Source organism: Verrucosispora sp. WMMA2044 (assembly GCF_027497155.1).
Taxonomy (GTDB): domain Bacteria; phylum Actinomycetota; class Actinomycetes; order Mycobacteriales; family Micromonosporaceae; genus Micromonospora; species Micromonospora palythoicola.
The window spans coordinates 132048-148268 of sequence record NZ_CP114913.1 but is presented as its reverse complement, the minus strand read 5'-3'; the positions used below and the strand labels follow the sequence as shown (position 1 = coordinate 148268).

The 16221-nt window shown below is 68.3% G+C and carries 27 protein-coding genes; all 27 read right to left on the bottom strand.

Annotated elements, in window-relative coordinates:
- Positions 1-106 precede the first annotated feature (106 nt).
- The 27 genes from rplO to O3597_RS00635 all read right to left on the bottom strand — a co-directional run bounded on the left by rplO (position 107) and on the right by O3597_RS00635 (position 16214).
- Positions 107-550 carry a 50S ribosomal protein L15 gene (rplO, locus tag O3597_RS00765; RefSeq protein WP_164447881.1) on the bottom strand — a complete coding sequence of 148 codons (444 nt, stop codon included), beginning with the start codon at positions 548-550 and terminating at the stop codon, positions 107-109.
- On the bottom strand, positions 550-732 hold the full coding sequence (rpmD, locus tag O3597_RS00760; protein WP_018784560.1) for a 50S ribosomal protein L30: 183 nt from the start codon (positions 730-732) through the stop codon (positions 550-552). The genes rplO and rpmD overlap by 1 nt, the downstream gene beginning before the upstream one ends.
- Entirely contained in the window at positions 732-1346 is a 615-nt protein-coding gene (rpsE, locus tag O3597_RS00755) for a 30S ribosomal protein S5 (protein WP_093403623.1), read from the bottom strand. The genes rpmD and rpsE overlap by 1 nt, the downstream gene beginning before the upstream one ends.
- Before the next feature lie 34 nt (positions 1347-1380).
- On the bottom strand, positions 1381-1770 hold the full coding sequence (rplR, locus tag O3597_RS00750; RefSeq protein WP_093403621.1) for a 50S ribosomal protein L18: 390 nt from the start codon (positions 1768-1770) through the stop codon (positions 1381-1383).
- Positions 1767-2309: a 50S ribosomal protein L6 gene (gene rplF, locus O3597_RS00745; RefSeq protein ID WP_093403620.1), complete on the bottom strand. Its 543-nt coding sequence runs from the start codon at positions 2307-2309 to the stop codon at positions 1767-1769. The genes rplR and rplF overlap by 4 nt, the downstream gene beginning before the upstream one ends.
- Positions 2310-2325: 16 nt before the next feature.
- A complete protein-coding gene (gene rpsH, locus O3597_RS00740; protein ID WP_093403619.1) occupies positions 2326-2733 on the bottom strand; it encodes a 30S ribosomal protein S8 in 408 nt (135 codons plus the stop codon).
- 97 nt (positions 2734-2830) lie between these two features.
- Positions 2831-3016 carry a type Z 30S ribosomal protein S14 gene (locus O3597_RS00735; RefSeq protein ID WP_007073023.1) on the bottom strand — a complete coding sequence of 62 codons (186 nt, stop codon included), beginning with the start codon at positions 3014-3016 and terminating at the stop codon, positions 2831-2833.
- Between the two features lies 1 nt (position 3017).
- Positions 3018-3587: a 50S ribosomal protein L5 gene (rplE, locus tag O3597_RS00730; protein WP_093403618.1), complete on the bottom strand. Its 570-nt coding sequence runs from the start codon at positions 3585-3587 to the stop codon at positions 3018-3020.
- The gene (gene rplX / locus O3597_RS00725; RefSeq protein ID WP_170863408.1) at positions 3587-3907 is read right to left on the bottom strand and encodes a 50S ribosomal protein L24; all 321 of its coding nucleotides are present in this window, start codon (positions 3905-3907) and stop codon (positions 3587-3589) included. Before rplX ends, rplE begins: the two co-directional genes overlap by 1 nt.
- Positions 3904-4272, bottom strand: coding sequence for a 50S ribosomal protein L14 (gene rplN, locus O3597_RS00720; protein ID WP_007073026.1), 369 nt, complete (start codon positions 4270-4272; stop codon positions 3904-3906). Before rplN ends, rplX begins: the two co-directional genes overlap by 4 nt.
- A 95-nt stretch (positions 4273-4367) precedes the next feature.
- Positions 4368-4646: a 30S ribosomal protein S17 gene (gene rpsQ / locus O3597_RS00715; RefSeq protein WP_093403616.1), complete on the bottom strand. Its 279-nt coding sequence runs from the start codon at positions 4644-4646 to the stop codon at positions 4368-4370.
- The gene (rpmC, locus tag O3597_RS00710; protein ID WP_007073028.1) at positions 4643-4879 is read right to left on the bottom strand and encodes a 50S ribosomal protein L29; all 237 of its coding nucleotides are present in this window, start codon (positions 4877-4879) and stop codon (positions 4643-4645) included. The genes rpsQ and rpmC overlap by 4 nt, the downstream gene beginning before the upstream one ends.
- Complete coding sequence (rplP, locus tag O3597_RS00705) at positions 4879-5304, bottom strand: 50S ribosomal protein L16 (protein ID WP_007465292.1); 426 nt, start codon at positions 5302-5304, stop codon at positions 4879-4881. Before rplP ends, rpmC begins: the two co-directional genes overlap by 1 nt.
- Positions 5305-5307: 3 nt before the next feature.
- Positions 5308-6174 carry a 30S ribosomal protein S3 gene (gene rpsC, locus O3597_RS00700; protein WP_164447882.1) on the bottom strand — a complete coding sequence of 289 codons (867 nt, stop codon included), beginning with the start codon at positions 6172-6174 and terminating at the stop codon, positions 5308-5310.
- Entirely contained in the window at positions 6174-6629 is a 456-nt protein-coding gene (gene rplV / locus O3597_RS00695; protein ID WP_164447883.1) for a 50S ribosomal protein L22, read from the bottom strand. Before rplV ends, rpsC begins: the two co-directional genes overlap by 1 nt.
- 40 nt (positions 6630-6669) lie before the next feature.
- Positions 6670-6951 (bottom strand): 30S ribosomal protein S19, encoded by a 282-nt coding sequence (gene rpsS / locus O3597_RS00690; protein WP_013735950.1) that lies wholly within the window; start codon positions 6949-6951, stop codon positions 6670-6672.
- 12 nt (positions 6952-6963) lie between these two features.
- A complete protein-coding gene (gene rplB / locus O3597_RS00685) occupies positions 6964-7803 on the bottom strand; it encodes a 50S ribosomal protein L2 (RefSeq protein WP_093403613.1) in 840 nt (279 codons plus the stop codon).
- Positions 7804-7815: 12 nt separating this feature from the next.
- Complete coding sequence (gene rplW / locus O3597_RS00680) at positions 7816-8118, bottom strand: 50S ribosomal protein L23 (protein ID WP_093403611.1); 303 nt, start codon at positions 8116-8118, stop codon at positions 7816-7818.
- Positions 8115-8765, bottom strand: a complete 651-nt coding sequence (gene rplD, locus O3597_RS00675) for a 50S ribosomal protein L4 (RefSeq protein ID WP_269738310.1) — start codon at positions 8763-8765, stop codon at positions 8115-8117. The genes rplW and rplD overlap by 4 nt, the downstream gene beginning before the upstream one ends.
- Positions 8762-9427 carry a 50S ribosomal protein L3 gene (rplC, locus tag O3597_RS00670; protein WP_164447885.1) on the bottom strand — a complete coding sequence of 222 codons (666 nt, stop codon included), beginning with the start codon at positions 9425-9427 and terminating at the stop codon, positions 8762-8764. The genes rplD and rplC overlap by 4 nt, the downstream gene beginning before the upstream one ends.
- Positions 9428-9438: 11 nt before the next feature.
- Positions 9439-9747, bottom strand: coding sequence for a 30S ribosomal protein S10 (gene rpsJ, locus O3597_RS00665; RefSeq protein ID WP_007073037.1), 309 nt, complete (start codon positions 9745-9747; stop codon positions 9439-9441).
- Positions 9748-10096: 349 nt separating this feature from the next.
- Positions 10097-11290 carry an elongation factor Tu gene (tuf, locus tag O3597_RS00660; RefSeq protein ID WP_099849588.1) on the bottom strand — a complete coding sequence of 398 codons (1194 nt, stop codon included), beginning with the start codon at positions 11288-11290 and terminating at the stop codon, positions 10097-10099.
- 223 nt (positions 11291-11513) lie between these two features.
- Positions 11514-13610, bottom strand: a complete 2097-nt coding sequence (gene fusA / locus O3597_RS00655; RefSeq protein ID WP_164447886.1) for an elongation factor G — start codon at positions 13608-13610, stop codon at positions 11514-11516.
- A gap of 74 nt (positions 13611-13684) precedes the next feature.
- Entirely contained in the window at positions 13685-14155 is a 471-nt protein-coding gene (rpsG, locus tag O3597_RS00650) for a 30S ribosomal protein S7 (protein ID WP_093403604.1), read from the bottom strand.
- Between the two features lies 1 nt (position 14156).
- Positions 14157-14531 carry a 30S ribosomal protein S12 gene (gene rpsL / locus O3597_RS00645; protein ID WP_013735958.1) on the bottom strand — a complete coding sequence of 125 codons (375 nt, stop codon included), beginning with the start codon at positions 14529-14531 and terminating at the stop codon, positions 14157-14159.
- A gap of 477 nt (positions 14532-15008) precedes the next feature.
- The gene (locus O3597_RS00640) at positions 15009-15380 is read right to left on the bottom strand and encodes a hypothetical protein (protein WP_281602999.1); all 372 of its coding nucleotides are present in this window, start codon (positions 15378-15380) and stop codon (positions 15009-15011) included.
- A gap of 468 nt (positions 15381-15848) precedes the next feature.
- A complete protein-coding gene (locus tag O3597_RS00635; RefSeq protein ID WP_164447888.1) occupies positions 15849-16214 on the bottom strand; it encodes a hypothetical protein in 366 nt (121 codons plus the stop codon).
- Positions 16215-16221 lie beyond the last annotated feature (7 nt).

Genomic DNA, 16221 nt, shown 5'->3' with positions numbered 1-16221 from the left:
CCCGGCTACATAAACCGAATCCGATGTTACCGGGCGCGAAGGCCCGTTGTAGACCATGGCGCCCGCCAGCTGGGATCAACTGGCGGGCGCCATGGGTGAAACAGCCCTACAGCTCGGTGACCGAGCCACCGGCGGCCGTGATCTTCTCCTTGGCCGACGCGCTGAACGCGTGCGCCGACACCTGAAGCGCCACCCCGCCGAGGTCCCCGGTGCCGAGAACCTTCACCGGCTGTCCCTTGCGGACCGCGCCGGCCTCGACCAGTTCGGTCGGGCCGACCTGGCCACCGTTGGGGAACAGTTCGGCCAGGCGGTCCAGGTTCACGACCTGGAAGACCACCTTGAACTTGTTCTTGAAGCCCTTCAGCTTCGGCAGGCGCATGTGGATGGGCATCTGCCCACCCTCGAACGCCGCCGAGATGTTCTTCCGGGCCTTCGAACCCTTGGTACCGCGACCGGCGGTCTTGCCCTTGGAGCCCTCACCGCGACCCACACGGGTCTTCGCGGTCTTGGCACCCGGCGCCGGACGCAGGTGGTGGACCTTGATCGTCATTACTCGACCTCCTCGACCTTCACGAGGTGGTTGACCGTGAAGATCATGCCGCGAATCTCGGGCCGGTCCTCCTTGACCACCACGTCATTGATCCGCTTGAGACCGAGCGAACGCAGCGACTCCCGCTGGTTGCGCTTGGTCCCGATCTCGGAACGGACCTGGGTGACCTTGAGACGTGCCATCAGGACGCCACCTCCGCCCGCGAGGCCAGCATGGCCGCCGGAGCGACGTCCTCCACCGGCAGGCCCCGCCGCGCGGCAACAGCCTCCGGGGACTCCAGCCCCTTCAGCGCGGCCACCGTGGCGTGCACGATGTTGATCGGGTTCGACGAGCCCAGGCTCTTGGAGAGCACGTCGTGGATGCCCGCGCACTCCAGCACGGCACGAACCGGTCCACCGGCGATGACACCCGTACCGGCGGAGGCCGGCTTGAGCAGCACCACCCCGGCGGCGTCCTCGCCCGTGACCGGGTGCGGGATCGAGGAACCGATCCGCGGCACCTTGAAGAAGTGCTTCTTGGCCTCCTCGACGCCCTTGGCGATCGCCGCGGGCACCTCCTTGGCCTTTCCGTAGCCCACGCCGACGGTGCCGTCGCCGTCGCCCACGATCACCAGGGCGGTGAAGCTGAAGCGACGACCACCCTTCACGACCTTGGCGACGCGGTTGATCGCGACGACCCGCTCGAGGTGCGGGGTCTTCTCGGCGGGCGCGTTTCCGCGGCCGCCCTCACGGCGGTTGTCGCGGCGACCACCCTCGTTGCCACCGGACCCGCCGCCACGGCGCTGTTGACCTGGCATCAGCAGCCTTCCTTCTCTCTCGTGACGGGGATTGTCAGAACTCGAGCCCGGCTTCGCGGGCGGCGTCGGCGAGCGCGGCTACCCGCCCCGCGTACCGGTTGCCGCCGCGGTCGAAGACGACCTTGGAGATGCCCGCGGCCTTGGCCCGCTCGGCCAGCAGGGTGCCGACCTTGCCAGCCAGGGCGCTCTTGTCGCCCTCCGTGCCGCGCACCGAGGCGTCCAGGGTCGAGGCCGACGCCAGGGTGTGACCCTTGGTGTCGTCCACGATCTGGGCGACGATGTGCCGCAGCGAACGGGTGACCACCAGGCGGGGACGCGCGGCGGTGCCGCTGACGTTCTTGCGCACTCGGAAGTGCCGCCGCGCCCGCCCGACGGCACGCTTGGCGGCGACGCCGCGGCGGCGCTTGAGCAGCGTGGCGCTCACTTCTTACCTGCCTTTCCGGCCTTGCGTCGGATGACTTCGCCCTGGTACTTCACGCCCTTGCCCTTGTAGGGCTCCGGCGGGCGGATCTTCCGGATGTTGGCGGCGACCTCACCGACGAGCTGCTTGTCGATGCCGGCCACGTGGAACAGCGTCGGCCGCTCCACCGTGAAGGTGATGCCCTCGGGCGCCTGCACCTGCACCGGGTGCGAGAACCCCAGCGCGAACTCCAGGTCCTTGCCCTTGGCGGTGACCCGGTAACCGGTGCCGGCGATCTCCAGGCTCTTACGGTAGCCCTCGGTGACCCCGACGATCATGTTGGCGACCAGGGTACGGCTCAGGCCGTGCAGCTCCTTGGCCTTGCGCTCGTCGTTCGGGCGGTTGACGCTCAGCTGCCCGTCCTCGGCCCGCTCGATGGTGATCGGCTCGGCCAGGGTGTGCGACAGCTCGCCCTTGGGGCCCTTGACCTTGACGGTCCGGCCGTCGATCGTCACGTCGACTCCGGATGGCACCGGGATCGACTTACGTCCAATACGCGACATTTCTACCTGTCTCCCGTTACCAGACGAAGGCGAGGACTTCCCCGCCAACGCTCCGCTTGCGGGCCTGCCGGTCGGTGAGCAGTCCCTGGGACGTCGAAATGATCGCCACGCCCAGCCCACCGAGCACCCGGGGGAGCCCGTCCGACTTGGCGTACACCCGCAGACCGGGCTTGGAGACGCGCTTGATGCCGGCCAGGCTCCGCTCCCGGTTCTGGCCGTACTTCAGCTCGACGACCAGTCGCTTGCCGACGGCACCCTCCTCGGGCTCCTCGACTGCCCAGGTGGCGATGTAACCCTCGGACTTGAGGACCTCGGCGATGTTCGCCTTGATCTTCGAGTACGGCATCGTCACCCGGTCGTGGTACGCCTGGTTGGCGTTACGCAGACGCGTGAGCATGTCTGCGATCGGGTCGGTCATCGTCATGAAAACTCGTCAACCTTTCTCGCCGGGGTTCCCGCGACACGTCGCAGGCCTACGGCGAAGAGACAGTCCAGCTGACGCGCCGCAGCGCGCCGGGCTATTACCAGGAAGCCTTGGACACGCCGGGCAGCTCACCGCGGTGGGCCATCTCCCGGATGCACACCCGGCAGAGCCCGAACTTGCGGTAGACCGCCTTGGGACGCCCGCACCGCTGGCAGCGGGTGTACGCGCGAACCGAGAACTTCGGCTTCGCGGCCGCCTTGAGGATCAGCGCCTTCTTGGCCATCTCAGTTCTCCTTGAACGGGAAGCCCAGGAGCTTCAACAGCGCCCGGCCCTCGTCGTCGGTCGTGGCGGTCGTGACCACCGTGATGTCCATGCCCCGCTGGCGATCGATCTTGTCCTGGTCGATCTCGTGGAACACCGACTGCTCGGTCAGACCGAACGTGTAGTTGCCGTGCCCGTCGAGCTTGCGCCCGTCCAGGCCGCGGAAGTCGCGGATACGCGGCAGCGCGATGGACAGCAGCCGGTCCAGGAACTCCCACATCCGGTCGCCGCGCAGAGTCACCTTAGCGCCGATCGGCATGCCCTCCCGCAGCTTGAACTGCGCGATGGACTTCGTCGCCCGCCGGACCTGCGGCTTCTGGCCGGTGATGGTGGCCAGGTCGCGGACCGCACCGTCGATGAGCTTGGCGTCCCGGGCGGCCTCGCCCACACCCATGTTCACGACGATCTTGACCAGCCGCGGCACCTGCATCGGGTTGCCGTACTCGTACTGCTCGCGCAGCTGAGCGATGATCTCGTTGCGGTACCGCTCCTTGAGGCGCGGCATCGTCTTGGTTTCGGTAGCCGTGGTCATCACAGGTCCTTACCGGTGCTACGCGCGATGCGGACCTTCTGGCCGTTCTCGTCGATCCGGTAACCGACGCGGGTCGGCTTGCCGTCGGAGTCCACGACCATCACGTTCGAGACGTGGATCGGGGCCTCCTGGGTGACGATGCCACCGGTCTTGGCGCCACGCTGGGTGGTGCTGATGCGAGTGTGCTTCTTGATCCGGTTCACGCCCTCGACCAGGACCTTGTCCTGCCGCGGGTAGGCCGCGATGACCTTGCCCTTGGCACCCTTGTCCTTGCCGGCGATGACGACGACCGTGTCGCCCTTCTTGACCTTCACGGTCACAACACCTCCGGCGCGAGAGAGATGATCTTCATGAACCGCTTGTCCCGCAGCTCGCGGCCGACCGGGCCGAAGATGCGGGTACCGCGCGGGTCCCCACCGTCCTTGATGATGACGGCGGCGTTCTCGTCGAAGCGGATGTACGAACCGTCCGGCCGCCGCTTCTCCTTGGCGGTGCGGACGACGACAGCCTTGACCACGTCGCCCTTCTTCACACCGGCACCCGGGATCGCGTCCTTGACGGTGGCCACGATGACGTCGCCGATGCTCGCGTAGCGCCGACCGGAGCCACCGAGAACCCGGATGCACAGGATCTCCCGGGCACCCGTGTTGTCGGCGACGCGCAGTCGCGACTCCTGCTGAATCACGTCTATCTCCTATGTCTGCCGGTTCTCCGGCCGCCGGAGCGGCCGGAGCCTGGCGGAACCTGCGCCCGACCGTCCCGGCCGAGCTCGAGCCTTCGCTACTTGGCCTTCTCGAGGATCTCCACGAGCCGCCACCGCTTGGTGGCGGAGAGCGGCCGGGTCTCCATGATCAGGACGCGGTCACCGATGCCGGCGGAGTTCTGCTCGTCGTGGACCTTGAGCTTGCTGGTCCGGCGCATGATCTTGCCGTACAGCGCGTGCTTGACCCGGTCCTCGACCTCGACCACGACGGTCTTTTCCATCTTGTCGCTGACCACGAGGCCCTCGCGGACCTTACGGCGGCCCCGCGGCTTGGTGGGAGTCGTGTTCTCGCTCATGAAGCAGTCACCTCAGTCGGCGCGGCCGAGAGCCCCAGCTCACGCTCACGCATGATCGTGTAGATCCGGGCGATCTCCCGACGGATGACCTGCAGCCGCCGGTTGTTGTCCAGCTGCCCGGTTGCGGCCTGCACGCGGAGGTTGAACAGCTCCGCCTTGGCCTCACGCAGCTTCGTGACCAGCTCCTCCTCGGAGAGCTCACGCAGCTCGGAGGCCTTAACGCCCGCTGCCATCAGGATTCACCCACTTCGCGCGTAACAATGCGGCACTTCATCGGGAGCTTGTGGATCGCGCGACGCATCGCCTCTCGCGCGATCTGCTCGTTCGGGAAGGACATCTCGAAGAGAACCCGCCCGGGCTTGACGTTCGCGACCCACCACTCGGGCGAGCCCTTACCGGAACCCATCCGAGTTTCCGCCGGCTTCTTGGTGAGGGCCTGGTCCGGGAAGATGGTGATCCAGACCTTGCCGCCACGCTTGATGTGGCGGGTCATCGCGATACGCGCCGACTCGATCTGCCGGTTGGTCACGTACGCCGGCTCCAGAGCCTGGATCCCGAACTCGCCGAACACCACCCGGTTGCCGCCCTTGGACGCGCCGCTGCGGTCCGGGTGGTGCGGCTTGCGGAAGCCCTTCGGGGGCTTGCGCGGCATCAGCATCTGTCAGCCCTCCTGCTGCGTTTCTGCCGGAGCCGAGGCCGCGGCCGCGACAGCAGCGCTGTCGACCGGCTCGCCACTCGGCGTCTCAGCCTGCTGCGCGACGGTCGTCGCGGCAGCCCGGCCGGCCTCGGTGCCACCGGAGGTCGTGCCGGACGAACCCGACCGACCACGGCGCGGCCGCTCGGGCCGGTCACCGCGCTCCCGGCGCGGGCGCGACGGAGCCTCGGCCGGAGCCTCCCGACCCGGCACCGCGTCGCCCTTGTAGATCCAGACCTTCACGCCGATACGGCCGAAGGTGGTACGGGCCTCGAAGAAGCCGTACTCGATGTTGGCCCGCAGCGTGTGCAGCGGAACCCGACCCTCGCGGTAGAACTCCGTCCGGCTCATCTCGGCGCCGCCGAGGCGACCCGAGACCTGCACCCGGATGCCCTTGCACATCGGGTTCTTCATCGCCGACTGCATCGCCTTACGCATCGCGCGACGGAAGCTGACCCGGCTGGAGAGCTGCTCGGCAACGCCCTGGGCGACCAGCTGCGCGTCCGACTCGGGGTTCTTCACCTCGATGATGTTCAGCTGCACCTGCTTGCCGGTGAGCTTCTCCAGCTCGCCGCGGATCCGGTCGGCCTCGGCACCCTTACGGCCGATGACGATGCCCGGCCGCGCGGTGTGGATGTCGACCCGGACCCGGTCGCGGGTGCGCTCGATGTCGACCTTGGAGATGCCGGCGCGCTCCAGCCCCTTGGACATCATCCGGCGGATCTTGACATCCTCGCCGATGTAGTCCTTGTAGAGCTTGTCCGCGAACCAGCGGGACTTCCAGTCGGTCGAGATGCCGAGCCGGAACCCGTGCGGGTGAACCTTCTGACCCATTACTCGGCGCCCTCCGTGTTGCTCTGCGTCTCGGCCGGCGCGGTCTGCTTCGCCGGAGCCGCCTTGTTCGCCGACTTCCTCGGCGCGGCCGGCGCGACCGCCTCGACCGCCACGGTGATGTGGCAGGTGCGCTTACGGATCCGGTACGCCCGGCCCTGCGCCCGTGGCTGGAACCGCTTCATCGTCGGGCCCTCGTCCACGAACGCCTCGCTGACGAGCAGCGCGTCGGGGTCCAGCCGCTCGTTGTTCTCCGCGTTGGCGATCGCGCTCGCGAGCACCTTGTACACCTGCTCGCTCGCAGCCTGCGGCGCGAACTGCAGCACCGTGAGCGCCTCCTTCGCGGGCAGGCCGCGGACGAGGTTGACCACCCGGCGCGCCTTCATCGGCGAGATGCGCACGTACCGCGCAACCGCCCGCGCGCCCGGAAGCACCGGAGCGTCGCCCTTTCCTGGCATCGCTGTAACCCCTTGATCCTCTATCCGTATGCCCGCGGCGTCAGCGCCGGCGGCTCTTCCGGTCGTCCTTTTCGTGACCCTTGAACGTGCGGGTCAGCGCGAACTCGCCGAGCTTGTGCCCGACCATCGCCTCGGTCACGAACACCGGGACGTGCTTGCGTCCGTCGTGCACGGCGATCGTGTGCCCGAGCATCTCGGGGATGATCGTCGAGCGGCGCGACCAGGTCTTGATGACGTTCTTCGAGCCCTTCTCGTTCTGCGTCTCCACCTTCTTGAGCAGGTGGTCGTCGATGAACGGGCCCTTCTTCAGGCTGCGAGGCATGTCTTATCTCCCTCAGCCGCGCTTACGCGTGGCGTAGCGGCGGCGGACGATCAGCCGGTCACTCGGCTGGCCCTTACGACGGGTGCGGCCCTCGGGCTTACCCTGCGGGTTGACCGGGTGGCGACCACCGGAGGTCTTGCCCTCACCACCACCGTGCGGGTGGTCGACCGGGTTCATGGCGACACCACGGACGGTCGGGCGCTTGCCCTTCCAGCGCATCCGGCCGGCCTTACCCCAGTTGATGTTCGACTGGTCGGCGTTGCCGATCTCACCGACGCTGGCGCGGCAGCGCACGTCCACCCGCCGGATCTCACCGGACGGCATACGCAGCGTGGCGTACGCGCCCTCCCGGCCGAGCAGCTGGATGCCGACGCCGGCCGAGCGGGCCAGCTTGGCGCCACCGCCCGGACGCAGCTCCACGTTGTGGATCGTGGTACCGACCGGGATGTTGCGCAGCGGCAGGTTGTTGCCCGGCTTGATGTCGGCGCTCGGACCCGACTCGACCGTGTCGCCCTGCTTCAGGTCCTTCGGCGCGATGATGTAACGCTTCTCGCCGTCGGCGTAGTGCAGCAGCGCGATCCGCGCGGTGCGGTTCGGGTCGTACTCGATGTGCGCGACCTTTGCCGGCACGCCGTCCTTGTCGACCCGCTTGAAGTCGATCAGCCGGTACTGCCGCTTGTGGCCGCCACCCTGGTGACGAGCGGTGATCCGGCCGTGCACGTTCCGGCCGCCCTTCTTGGGCAGCGGGACCAGCAGCGACTTCTCGGGAGTCGACCGGGTGATCTCGGCGAAGTCGGCGACGCTGGAGCCACGCCGGCCCGGCGTCGTCGGCTTGTACTTACGGATAGCCATTGTCTACACCCCTCAGCTGACCGGGCCGCCGAAGGCCTCGATGCGGTCGCCCTCAGCCAGCTTCACCATCGCCCGCTTGGTGTCCTTGCGCTTGCCGAACCCGGTACGGGTCCGCTTGCGCTTGCCCTCGCGGTTGAGCGTGTTGACCGTCAGGACACGGACGTTGAAGATCTGCTCGATAGCGATCTTGATCGCCGTCTTGTTCGCGTCCGGGTGCACCAGGAAGGTGTACCAGTTGCGGTTCAGCTCGCTGTAGCTCTTCTCCGAGACGACCGGCGCGACGATGATGTCGCGCGGATCGGCGATCGTGCTCACTTGCCACCCTCCTCGGTGGTCTCGGCCGGTACGCCCAGGAACTCGTCCAGGGCCTCCTTGGTGAAGACCACGTCGTCGGCCACCAGCACGTCGTACGTGTTGAGCTGGCCGGCCTCGATCAGGTGCACCCGCGGCTCGTTGCGCAGCGACACCCAGTTCAGCTCGTCGGTGCTGCTCAGCACGACCAGCACCCGCCGGGCGGTGGTCAGCTTGGCGAGCGCGGCCAGCGCGGCCTTGGTCGACGGCTTCTCGCCCGAGACGAACGCCTCGACGACGTGTACCTGCCCGGCGCGCGCCCGGTCCGACAGTGCCCCGCGCAGCGCGGCGGCCTTCATCTTCTTCGGGGTGCGCTGGCTGTAGTCGCGCGGCACCGGGCCGTGGACCACGCCACCGCCGGCGAACTGCGGCGCGCGGATCGAGCCCTGGCGGGCCCGACCGGTGCCCTTCTGCTTGTAGGGCTTCTTGCCGCCGCCGGCGACCTCGCCCCGGGTCTTGGTCTTGTGGGTGCCCTGCCGGGCGGCGGCCAACTGCGCCACGACGACCTGGTGCATCAGCGCGATGTTGGCCTGCGCGTCGAAGATGTCGGCGGGCAGCTCGACCGAGCCGGTCTTGGTGCCCTCTGAGTTGAGGACGTCAACGGTGGTCACTTGCCCGCACCGCCCTTCTTCGCCTTGGCCTTGGCCGCGGTACGGACCAGGACCAGCGCGCCCTTGGGGCCGGGGATGGCGCCACGGACGAGCAGGAGATTGTTCTCGGTGTCGACCGCCTGGACGGTCAGGTTCTGCACGGTGTAGCGCACGCCGCCCATGCGGCCGGCCATCCGGGTGCCCTTGAAGACGCGACCCGGGGTGGCGCAGGCGCCGATCGAGCCCGGCGAGCGGTGCTTGCGCTCGACACCGTGGCTGGCGCGCAGACCGTGGAAGCCGTGCCGCTTCATCGGGCCGGCGTAGCCCTTGCCCTTGGTCTTGCCGGTCACGTCGATCGAGACACCGGCCGGGAACTCCTCGACCGTGACCTCCTGGCCGAGCGAGTAGTCCGCCGCGTCGCTGGTGCGCAGCTCGACGATGTGCCGGCGCGGCGCCACGTCGGCCTTGGCGTAGTGACCACGCAGCGGCTTCTTGGCCTTACGCGGGTCGATCGTCCCGTACGCCAGCTGGACCGCGGAGTAACCGTCCTTGTCGGCGTCACGAACCTGGGTGATGACGCAGGGGCCGGCCTGAACCACGGTCACCGGGACAACGCGGTTGTTGTCCCAGACCTGGGTCATGCCGAGCTTCGCGCCCAGGATCCCCTTAACTTGCCTGTCCATGTGTCCGGTCCCTACAGCTTGATCTCGATGTCGACGCCAGCCGGCAGGTCGAGGCGCATGAGCGAGTCGACCGTCTTCGGGGTCGGGTCGATGATGTCGATCAGTCGCTTGTGCGTACGCATCTCGAAGTGCTCGCGCGAGTCCTTGTACTTGTGCGGCGAGCGGATGACGCAGAAACGGTTGATCTCCGTGGGCAGCGGCACCGGGCCCGCGACCTGCGCCCCGGTACGCGTCACCGTCTCGACGATCTTCCGAGCCGAGGAGTCGACGACCTCGTGGTCATAGGCCTTGAGCCGGATGCGGATCTTCTGTCCCGCCATGGTGGCTTCTGTTCCTTCTCTCGATGCCGCTGTGTTGCGGGTGTCTGTACCGGCTGGCACAGACCCTCTTCGCCCACCCCCGCGGTCGGGCGTGTCGCGCCCTGGGGCCAGGCTCCGCCCCGGGATACCGGAGCGATCCTGACCGCGGTGGGTCCAGGCGCCGATCGCACTGAGGCGACCTGAACGCCGCGCGAGGGTGGTTGACGGACGGGCCGCCAACCACCCCACGCCCGACTGCTCTGCCTACCCGGAGGTTCAGCGGAAGCCGAACACGGGCGGCGAACTGTCGTTACGCAACCTGACTAGTATGCCGCACGACCGGCGGCGGGTCTAATCGGGGTTACCCAGCTCACTTGATGATCTTGGTGACGCGACCAGCGCCAACCGTACGGCCACCCTCCCGGATCGCGAACTTGAGGTTGTCCTCCATCGCGATGGGCTGGATCAGCTTCACGGTCATCGTGGTGTTGTCGCCCGGCATGACCATCTCGGTGCCCTCGGGGAGGGTGACGACACCGGTGACGTCCGTGGTCCGGAAGTAGAACTGCGGACGGTAGTTCTGGAAGAACGGGGTGTGCCGGCCGCCCTCCTCCTTGGAGAGGATGTAGACCGTCGCCTCGAACTCGGTGTGCGGGGTGCTGGTGCCCGGCTTCACGACCACCATGCCGCGCTCGACGTCCTCGCGCTTGATGCCGCGCAGCAGCAGACCGACGTTCTCACCCGCACGGGCCTCGTCGAGCAGCTTGCGGAACATCTCGATGCCGGTGCAGACCGTCTTCTGCGACTTCTCGCGGATACCGACGATCTCCACCTCCTCGTTCGGCTTGAGCACGCCGCGCTCGGCGCGACCGGTGACGACGGTGCCACGACCGGTGATCGTGAACACGTCCTCGATCGGCATCAGGAACGGCTTCTCGGTCTCGCGCTCCGGCTGCGGGATCGCGGTGTCGACCGCGTTCATCAGCTCCAGGAGCCGGCCGGTCCACTCCGGGTCGCCCTCGAGGGCCTTGAGCGCCGACACGCGAACGACCGGCAGGTCGTCGCCCGGGTACTCCTGGGCCGAGAGCAGCTCACGGACCTCGAGCTCGACGAGCTCCAGCAGCTCCTCGTCGTCGACCATGTCGCTCTTGTTCAGCGCCACGACGATGTACGGCACGCCGACCTGGCGGGCCAGCAGCACGTGCTCGCGGGTCTGCGGCATCGGGCCGTCGGTCGCCGCGACCACCAGGATCGCGCCGTCCATCTGGGCGGCACCGGTGATCATGTTCTTGATGTAGTCGGCGTGACCGGGGCAGTCGACGTGCGCGTAGTGCCGCGCCTCGGTCTGGTACTCGACGTGCGCGATCGAGATCGTGATGCCCCGGGCCTTCTCCTCGGGCGCCTTGTCGATCTCGTCGAACGGCGTGTACGGGTTCAGGTCCGGGTACTGGTCGTGCAGGACCTTGGTGATGGCCGCCGTCAGCGTCGTCTTACCGTGGTCGATGTGACCAATGGTGCCGATGTTGACGTGCGGCTTAGTCCGCTCGAACTTCGCCTTCGCCACTGGTGTCCTCCTGTGGACTTCTTGGTTCGTTCGCCCCGGTGCGCCAGGAGTGGCGCTTAGGACTCTGTCGACAGCCTTTCCGGCCTGACGGCCGGAGAGCTTTTGTGGGTTCTGCGGCGATGAAGCCTACAGGCCCGGAATTCACACAATCCGACCGAGGTGGTCGCGGTCGGGGAATGCTCCCGCGACCACCGTCGGATCATCCGATCACGTCAGGTGAGCGTCACTCACCAGTCGCCTTGGCGATGATCTCCTTAGCCACGGAGGAAGGAACCTCCGCGTAGGAGTCGAACTGCATGCTGTAGCTAGCCCGGCCCTGGGTCTTCGACCGCAGGTCGCCGACGTAGCCGAACATCTCCGACAACGGCACCAGGGCGCGGACGACACGGGCGCCGCTGCGCTCCTCCATCGCCTGGATGATGCCGCGTCGGGAGTTGAGGTCGCCGATGACGTCACCCATGTTCTCCTCGGGAGTGGTGACCTCAACAGCCATCATCGGCTCGAGCAGCGCGGGATCGGCCTTGCGGGCCGCGTCCTTCATCACCATCGAGCCGGCGATCTTGAATGCCATTTCCGACGAGTCGACCTCGTGGTACTGGCCGTCCAGCAGCGTCAGCTTGACACCGACCAGCGGGAAGCCGGCGAGGACGCCGTACTGCATCGCGTCCTGCGCGCCCGCGTCCACCGAGGGAATGAACTCCCGGGGGATGCGGCCACCGGTGACGGCGTTGGCGAACTCGTAGGTCGGCGAGTCGTTGCCCAGCGGCAGCGGCTCCAGGCTGACGATCACCCGGGCGTACTGGCCGGAACCACCGGTCTGCTTCTTGTGGGTGTACTCGACCTTCTCCACCGCGCGGCGGATGGTCTCACGGTACGCCACCTGCGGCTTACCGATGTTCGCCTCGACGTTGAACTCGCGGCGCATCCGGTCGACCAGGATGTCCAGGTGCAGCTCGCCCATGCCGGAGATGACCGTCTGGCCGGTCTGGTCGTCCAGCTTGACGCGGAAGGTCGGGTCCTCCTCGGCCAGCCGCTGGATGGCGGTGCTCAGCTTCTCCTGGTCAGCCTTGGTCTTCGGCTCGATGGCCACCTCGATGACCGGCTCCGGGAAGGTCATCGACTCCAGGATGACCGGGTTCGCCGGGTCACACAGGGTGTCACCGGTGGTGGTCTGCTTCAGACCCTGCACCGCGATGATGTCGCCAGCCTTGGCGGAGCTGCGCTCCTCCCGCTTGTTGGCGTGCATCTGGTAGATCTTGCCGACCCGCTCCTTGCGGTCCTTGGTGGAGTTGACCACCTGGGACCCGGACTCGACCACGCCGGAGTAGACCCGGACGTAGGTGAGCTTGCCGAGGTGCTTGTCGGTCTGGATCTTGAACGCCAGGCCGGAGAAGGGCTCCGAGGTGGACGGCTTACGCTGCATCGGCGTCTCACCGTCGGTGGCCGTACCCTCGATCGCCGGGATGTCCAGCGGCGACGGCAGGTAGTCGATGACGGCGTCGAGCATGGGCTGCACGCCCTTGTTCTTGAACGCCGAGCCGCAGAGCACCGGATTCGCCTTGCTGGCGATGGTGGCCCGCCGGATGGCGGCCTTGATCTCCGCAACGGAGATCTCCTCGCCCTCCAGGTACTTCTCCATCACCGAGTCGTCGACGTCGGCCAGGGTCTCCATCAGCTTCTCGCGCCACTCGGCCGCGGAGTCGGCCAGGTCCGCCGGGACCTCCTCGATCGCGTAGTCCTCACCCTTCTGGGTCTCCCCGCGCCAGGTGAGGGCGCGCATCTCGACCAGGTCGACGACGCCGATGTGGTCGCCCTCGAGCCCGATCGGGATCTGGAGCACCAGCGGGGTGGCGTTCAGCCGGTCGATCATCATCTGCACGCAGCGGAAGAAGTCGGCACCGGTCCGGTCCAGCTTGTTGACGAAGCACATCCGCGGGACGTTGTACTTGTCCGCCTGGCGCCAGACGTTCTCCGTCTGCGGCTCCACGCCGGCCACGCCGTCGTAGACCGCGACCGCACCGTCCAGGACCCGCAACGACCGCTCCACCTCGACCGTGAAGTCGACGTGGCCGGGCGTGTCGATGATCTGGATCGTGTGGCCCTTCCACTCGCACTTCGTGGCGGCGGAAGTGATGGTGATACCGCGCTCCTGCTCCTGCTCCATCCAGTCCATGACGGCGGCGCCCTCGTGGACCTCACCGATCTTGTACGTGATACCGGTGTAGAACAGGATTCGCTCGGTGGTAGTGGTCTTACCGGCATCGATGTGCGCCATGATGCCGATGTTGCGTACGTTGGCGAGCGCGTCTGCGGCGGCCACTTCAATCCCTACTTATCGTCGTCTCGACACAACTGGTGGCGGTCCCGGCACCGGATGGCGCCGGGACCAGGGTGTTACCAGCGGTAGTGCGCGAAGGCCTTGTTGGACTCGGCCATCTTGTGCGTGTCCTCGCGCCGCTTGACGGCGGCACCGAGGCCGTTGCTCGCGTCCAGCAGCTCGTTCATCAGCCGCTCGATCATCGTCTTCTCCCGCCGGGCGCGAGCGTAGGTCACCAGCCAGCGCAGGCCCAGCGTGGTCGCCCGAGCCGGGCGCACCTCGACCGGCACCTGGTAGGTCGCGCCACCGACACGGCGGCTGCGCACCTCGAGGGTCGGCTTGACGTTGTCCATGGCGCGCTTGAGGGTGACGACCGGGTCGGTACCGGACTTCTCCCGGCAGCCCTCCAGGGCGGCGTAGACGACGCGCTCGGCGAGCTGACGCTTGCCGCGCAGCAGGATCTTGTTCACCAGCTGCGTGACCAGCGGCGAGTTGTACACCGGGTCAGCGACCAGCGGTCGCCGCGGAGCAGGTCCCTTACGCGGCATGTCAGCTCTTCTCCTTCTTCGCGCCGTAACGGCTGCGCGCCTGCTTGCGGTTGCGGACGCCCTGGGTGTCCAGCGAACCGCGAACGATCTTGTAACGCACACCGGGGAGGTCCTTCACCCGGCCACCACGCACGAGCACAATCGAGTGCTCCTGCAGGTTGTGCCCGACACCGGGGATGTAGGCGGTCACCTCGACCTGGCTGCTGAGCTTGACACGAGCGACCTTGCGCAGCGCCGAGTTCGGCTTCTTCGGGGTGGTGGTGTACACCCGGGTGCACACGCCCCGACGCTGGGGGGATCCCTTGAGCGCGGGGGTCTTGGTCTTGGTGGTCTTCGCCTGACGGCCCTTTCGGACCAACTGCTGAATGGTGGGCACCGGGTTTCTCCGCTCCCTTCGGCCGCTGCTCGCGGCCGCGCCGTCTGCCGTAGCCGATCTCGTGACCGGCTCTCCTACATTCCGACCAGGGCCACCTCGCGGAGGTCCCGGCACCCGCGGTCGGGCGTGTCGCCAAACTCACGGTTCCCGTCCGGCGCTCACACGCAGAACGGGGTTTGTCACCGGCACACGGATCGCCGCAGGCCGGATCTTCTGGCTCAGTCGTGGTGCGACCCGGATGCCGGATCGCCGGCTCCAGCACACGCACGAGTTGCCCGGGCGGGCCCGGGCACAAGGGGAAAGAGTACCTACCACAGCCGCGCAGGTCAAAACGGAAGACCTGCCGGACGTCGCACCGCTTGCCGGCCGGCTTCTGTCAACCACCCGCCCGTGATGGGCACCTACGGATACAAGTGTACCGGCTCTGCCGGGACCCGGCCCGCGAGCCCCCGAGCCGGCCCGCCTCGGCGCCCCTGCTCAGGCCAGCGCCAACACCAGCGCCAGTCCCAACCCCACCAGGCAGAGCAGCAGTCCCGCCCCGCCACAACTGACCCCCGCGATGGCCAGGCCACGGCCGGTGAAGCGGACCGCCGGCGGGGGTGCCGGGCGTCGGATCTGCCGCATTCCGAGCAGGCCCGCCACCACCGCACCCGCGCCGGTGAGGCCACCCAGCGCGGCGAAGGCGCCCGCCGCCCAGGCCCCGTTCGCCCCTCCCCCGATCGCGCCGAAGCAGATGACCAGGACCGAGACCAGGATCGAGGTGATGCCCGCCACCAACGAACCGACCGCCAGGCCCGAGGCGACCGGGGGCACGTCGAGATGCACCACCGCGAACGGGGTCCCGGGCACCGGTTGGACCCGCTTCGGCGGTCGGGGACGCTCCTGCGGCGGTGGTGGCGGCGGCTGCCTCCAGCCCGAGCCACCGGCGGGCCAGGCCGGCGCCGACGGTCCGGGCGTCGGTCCGAAGGCTGGCGGGCCGGCGGCCGGAGGCCCGAAGAACGCGGGAGCGGGCGGTGCCGAGCCAGGCGGCGGCCCGAAAGCCGGCGAGCCAGGCGGCGGCCCGAAGGGCGAACCGATGGCTGACGGGGAGGTCGGCGGGACGGCCTGCTCCGGTTCGGGCCGGGCCCATCCGGTCAGGTCGGCCTCCGGGCGCCCGGTAGCGGGCTGAGCGGCTTCGCCGCCCTCGGGACGCGCCGGTTCCGTCACGGGATCCTCCTTGTCGGGCAGCGTCCCCGCACCGCGCGACGGACACCGGTCAGGCTACCGTCGCAAGTCAGCCCCCCGGTGCGGGGCGCGGCGACCCGTGGTCGCGCCGGGTCAGTCGACGTTGGGCGCGAAGTCCTGCCCGTACGGTGCCTCGGCGAGCCGGATGATCCCGATCACCAACGCCACCACCAGGCTGACCGCGACCAGCACCAGGCCCGTCCACGCCAGCCGCTCGCCCCGACGCAGCCAGGCCGCTCCGGTCAGGAAACCCGCCGAGGCGTACGCCTCGCGGCGCGCCTGTCGAGCCAGGTGCAGGGCGACCGTGGCCGGCACCACGCCACCGATCAGCAGCCCCGTCAGAGCCGCCATCAGACCGAGGGCGAAGACCGCCCGGGCCTTGGTCGCCCGGACCGGATCCGGGTCCAGCGGGTGACGCGGTGCCGACGCGAGGGGCGCCGATCCGGGTGCGATCGTCATGACCACA

Bases quoted from the DNA above. Each gene is read 5' to 3' on its own strand.
- rplO (WP_164447881.1), bottom strand. From the start codon at position 550: ATGACGATCAAGGTCCACCACCTGCGTCCGGCGCCGGGTGCCAAGACC.
- rpmD (WP_018784560.1), bottom strand. From the start codon at position 732: ATGGCACGTCTCAAGGTCACCCAGGTCCGTTCCGAGATCGGGACCAAG.
- rpsE (WP_093403623.1), bottom strand. From the start codon at position 1,346: ATGCCAGGTCAACAGCGCCGTGGCGGCGGGTCCGGTGGCAACGAGGGT.
- rplF (WP_093403620.1), bottom strand. From the start codon at position 2,309: ATGTCGCGTATTGGACGTAAGTCGATCCCGGTGCCATCCGGAGTCGAC.
- rpsH (WP_093403619.1), bottom strand. From the start codon at position 2,733: ATGACGATGACCGACCCGATCGCAGACATGCTCACGCGTCTGCGTAAC.
- O3597_RS00735 (WP_007073023.1), bottom strand. From the start codon at position 3,016: ATGGCCAAGAAGGCGCTGATCCTCAAGGCGGCCGCGAAGCCGAAGTTC.
- rplE (WP_093403618.1), bottom strand. From the start codon at position 3,587: ATGACCACGGCTACCGAAACCAAGACGATGCCGCGCCTCAAGGAGCGG.
- rpsQ (WP_093403616.1), bottom strand. From the start codon at position 4,646: ATGAGCGAGAACACGACTCCCACCAAGCCGCGGGGCCGCCGTAAGGTC.
- rpmC (WP_007073028.1), bottom strand. From the start codon at position 4,879: ATGGCAGCGGGCGTTAAGGCCTCCGAGCTGCGTGAGCTCTCCGAGGAG.
- rplP (WP_007465292.1), bottom strand. From the start codon at position 5,304: ATGCTGATGCCGCGCAAGCCCCCGAAGGGCTTCCGCAAGCCGCACCAC.
- rpsC (WP_164447882.1), bottom strand. From the start codon at position 6,174: ATGGGTCAGAAGGTTCACCCGCACGGGTTCCGGCTCGGCATCTCGACC.
- rplV (WP_164447883.1), bottom strand. From the start codon at position 6,629: ATGCCAGGAAAGGGCGACGCTCCGGTGCTTCCGGGCGCGCGGGCGGTT.
- rpsS (WP_013735950.1), bottom strand. From the start codon at position 6,951: ATGCCTCGCAGCCTGAAGAAGGGCCCGTTCATCGACGACCACCTGCTC.
- rplB (WP_093403613.1), bottom strand. From the start codon at position 7,803: ATGGCTATCCGTAAGTACAAGCCGACGACGCCGGGCCGGCGTGGCTCC.
- rplC (WP_164447885.1), bottom strand. From the start codon at position 9,427: ATGGACAGGCAAGTTAAGGGGATCCTGGGCGCGAAGCTCGGCATGACC.
- rpsJ (WP_007073037.1), bottom strand. From the start codon at position 9,747: ATGGCGGGACAGAAGATCCGCATCCGGCTCAAGGCCTATGACCACGAG.
- rpsG (WP_093403604.1), bottom strand. From the start codon at position 14,155: ATGCCGCGTAAGGGACCTGCTCCGCGGCGACCGCTGGTCGCTGACCCG.
- O3597_RS00635 (WP_164447888.1), bottom strand. From the start codon at position 16,214: ATGACGATCGCACCCGGATCGGCGCCCCTCGCGTCGGCACCGCGTCAC.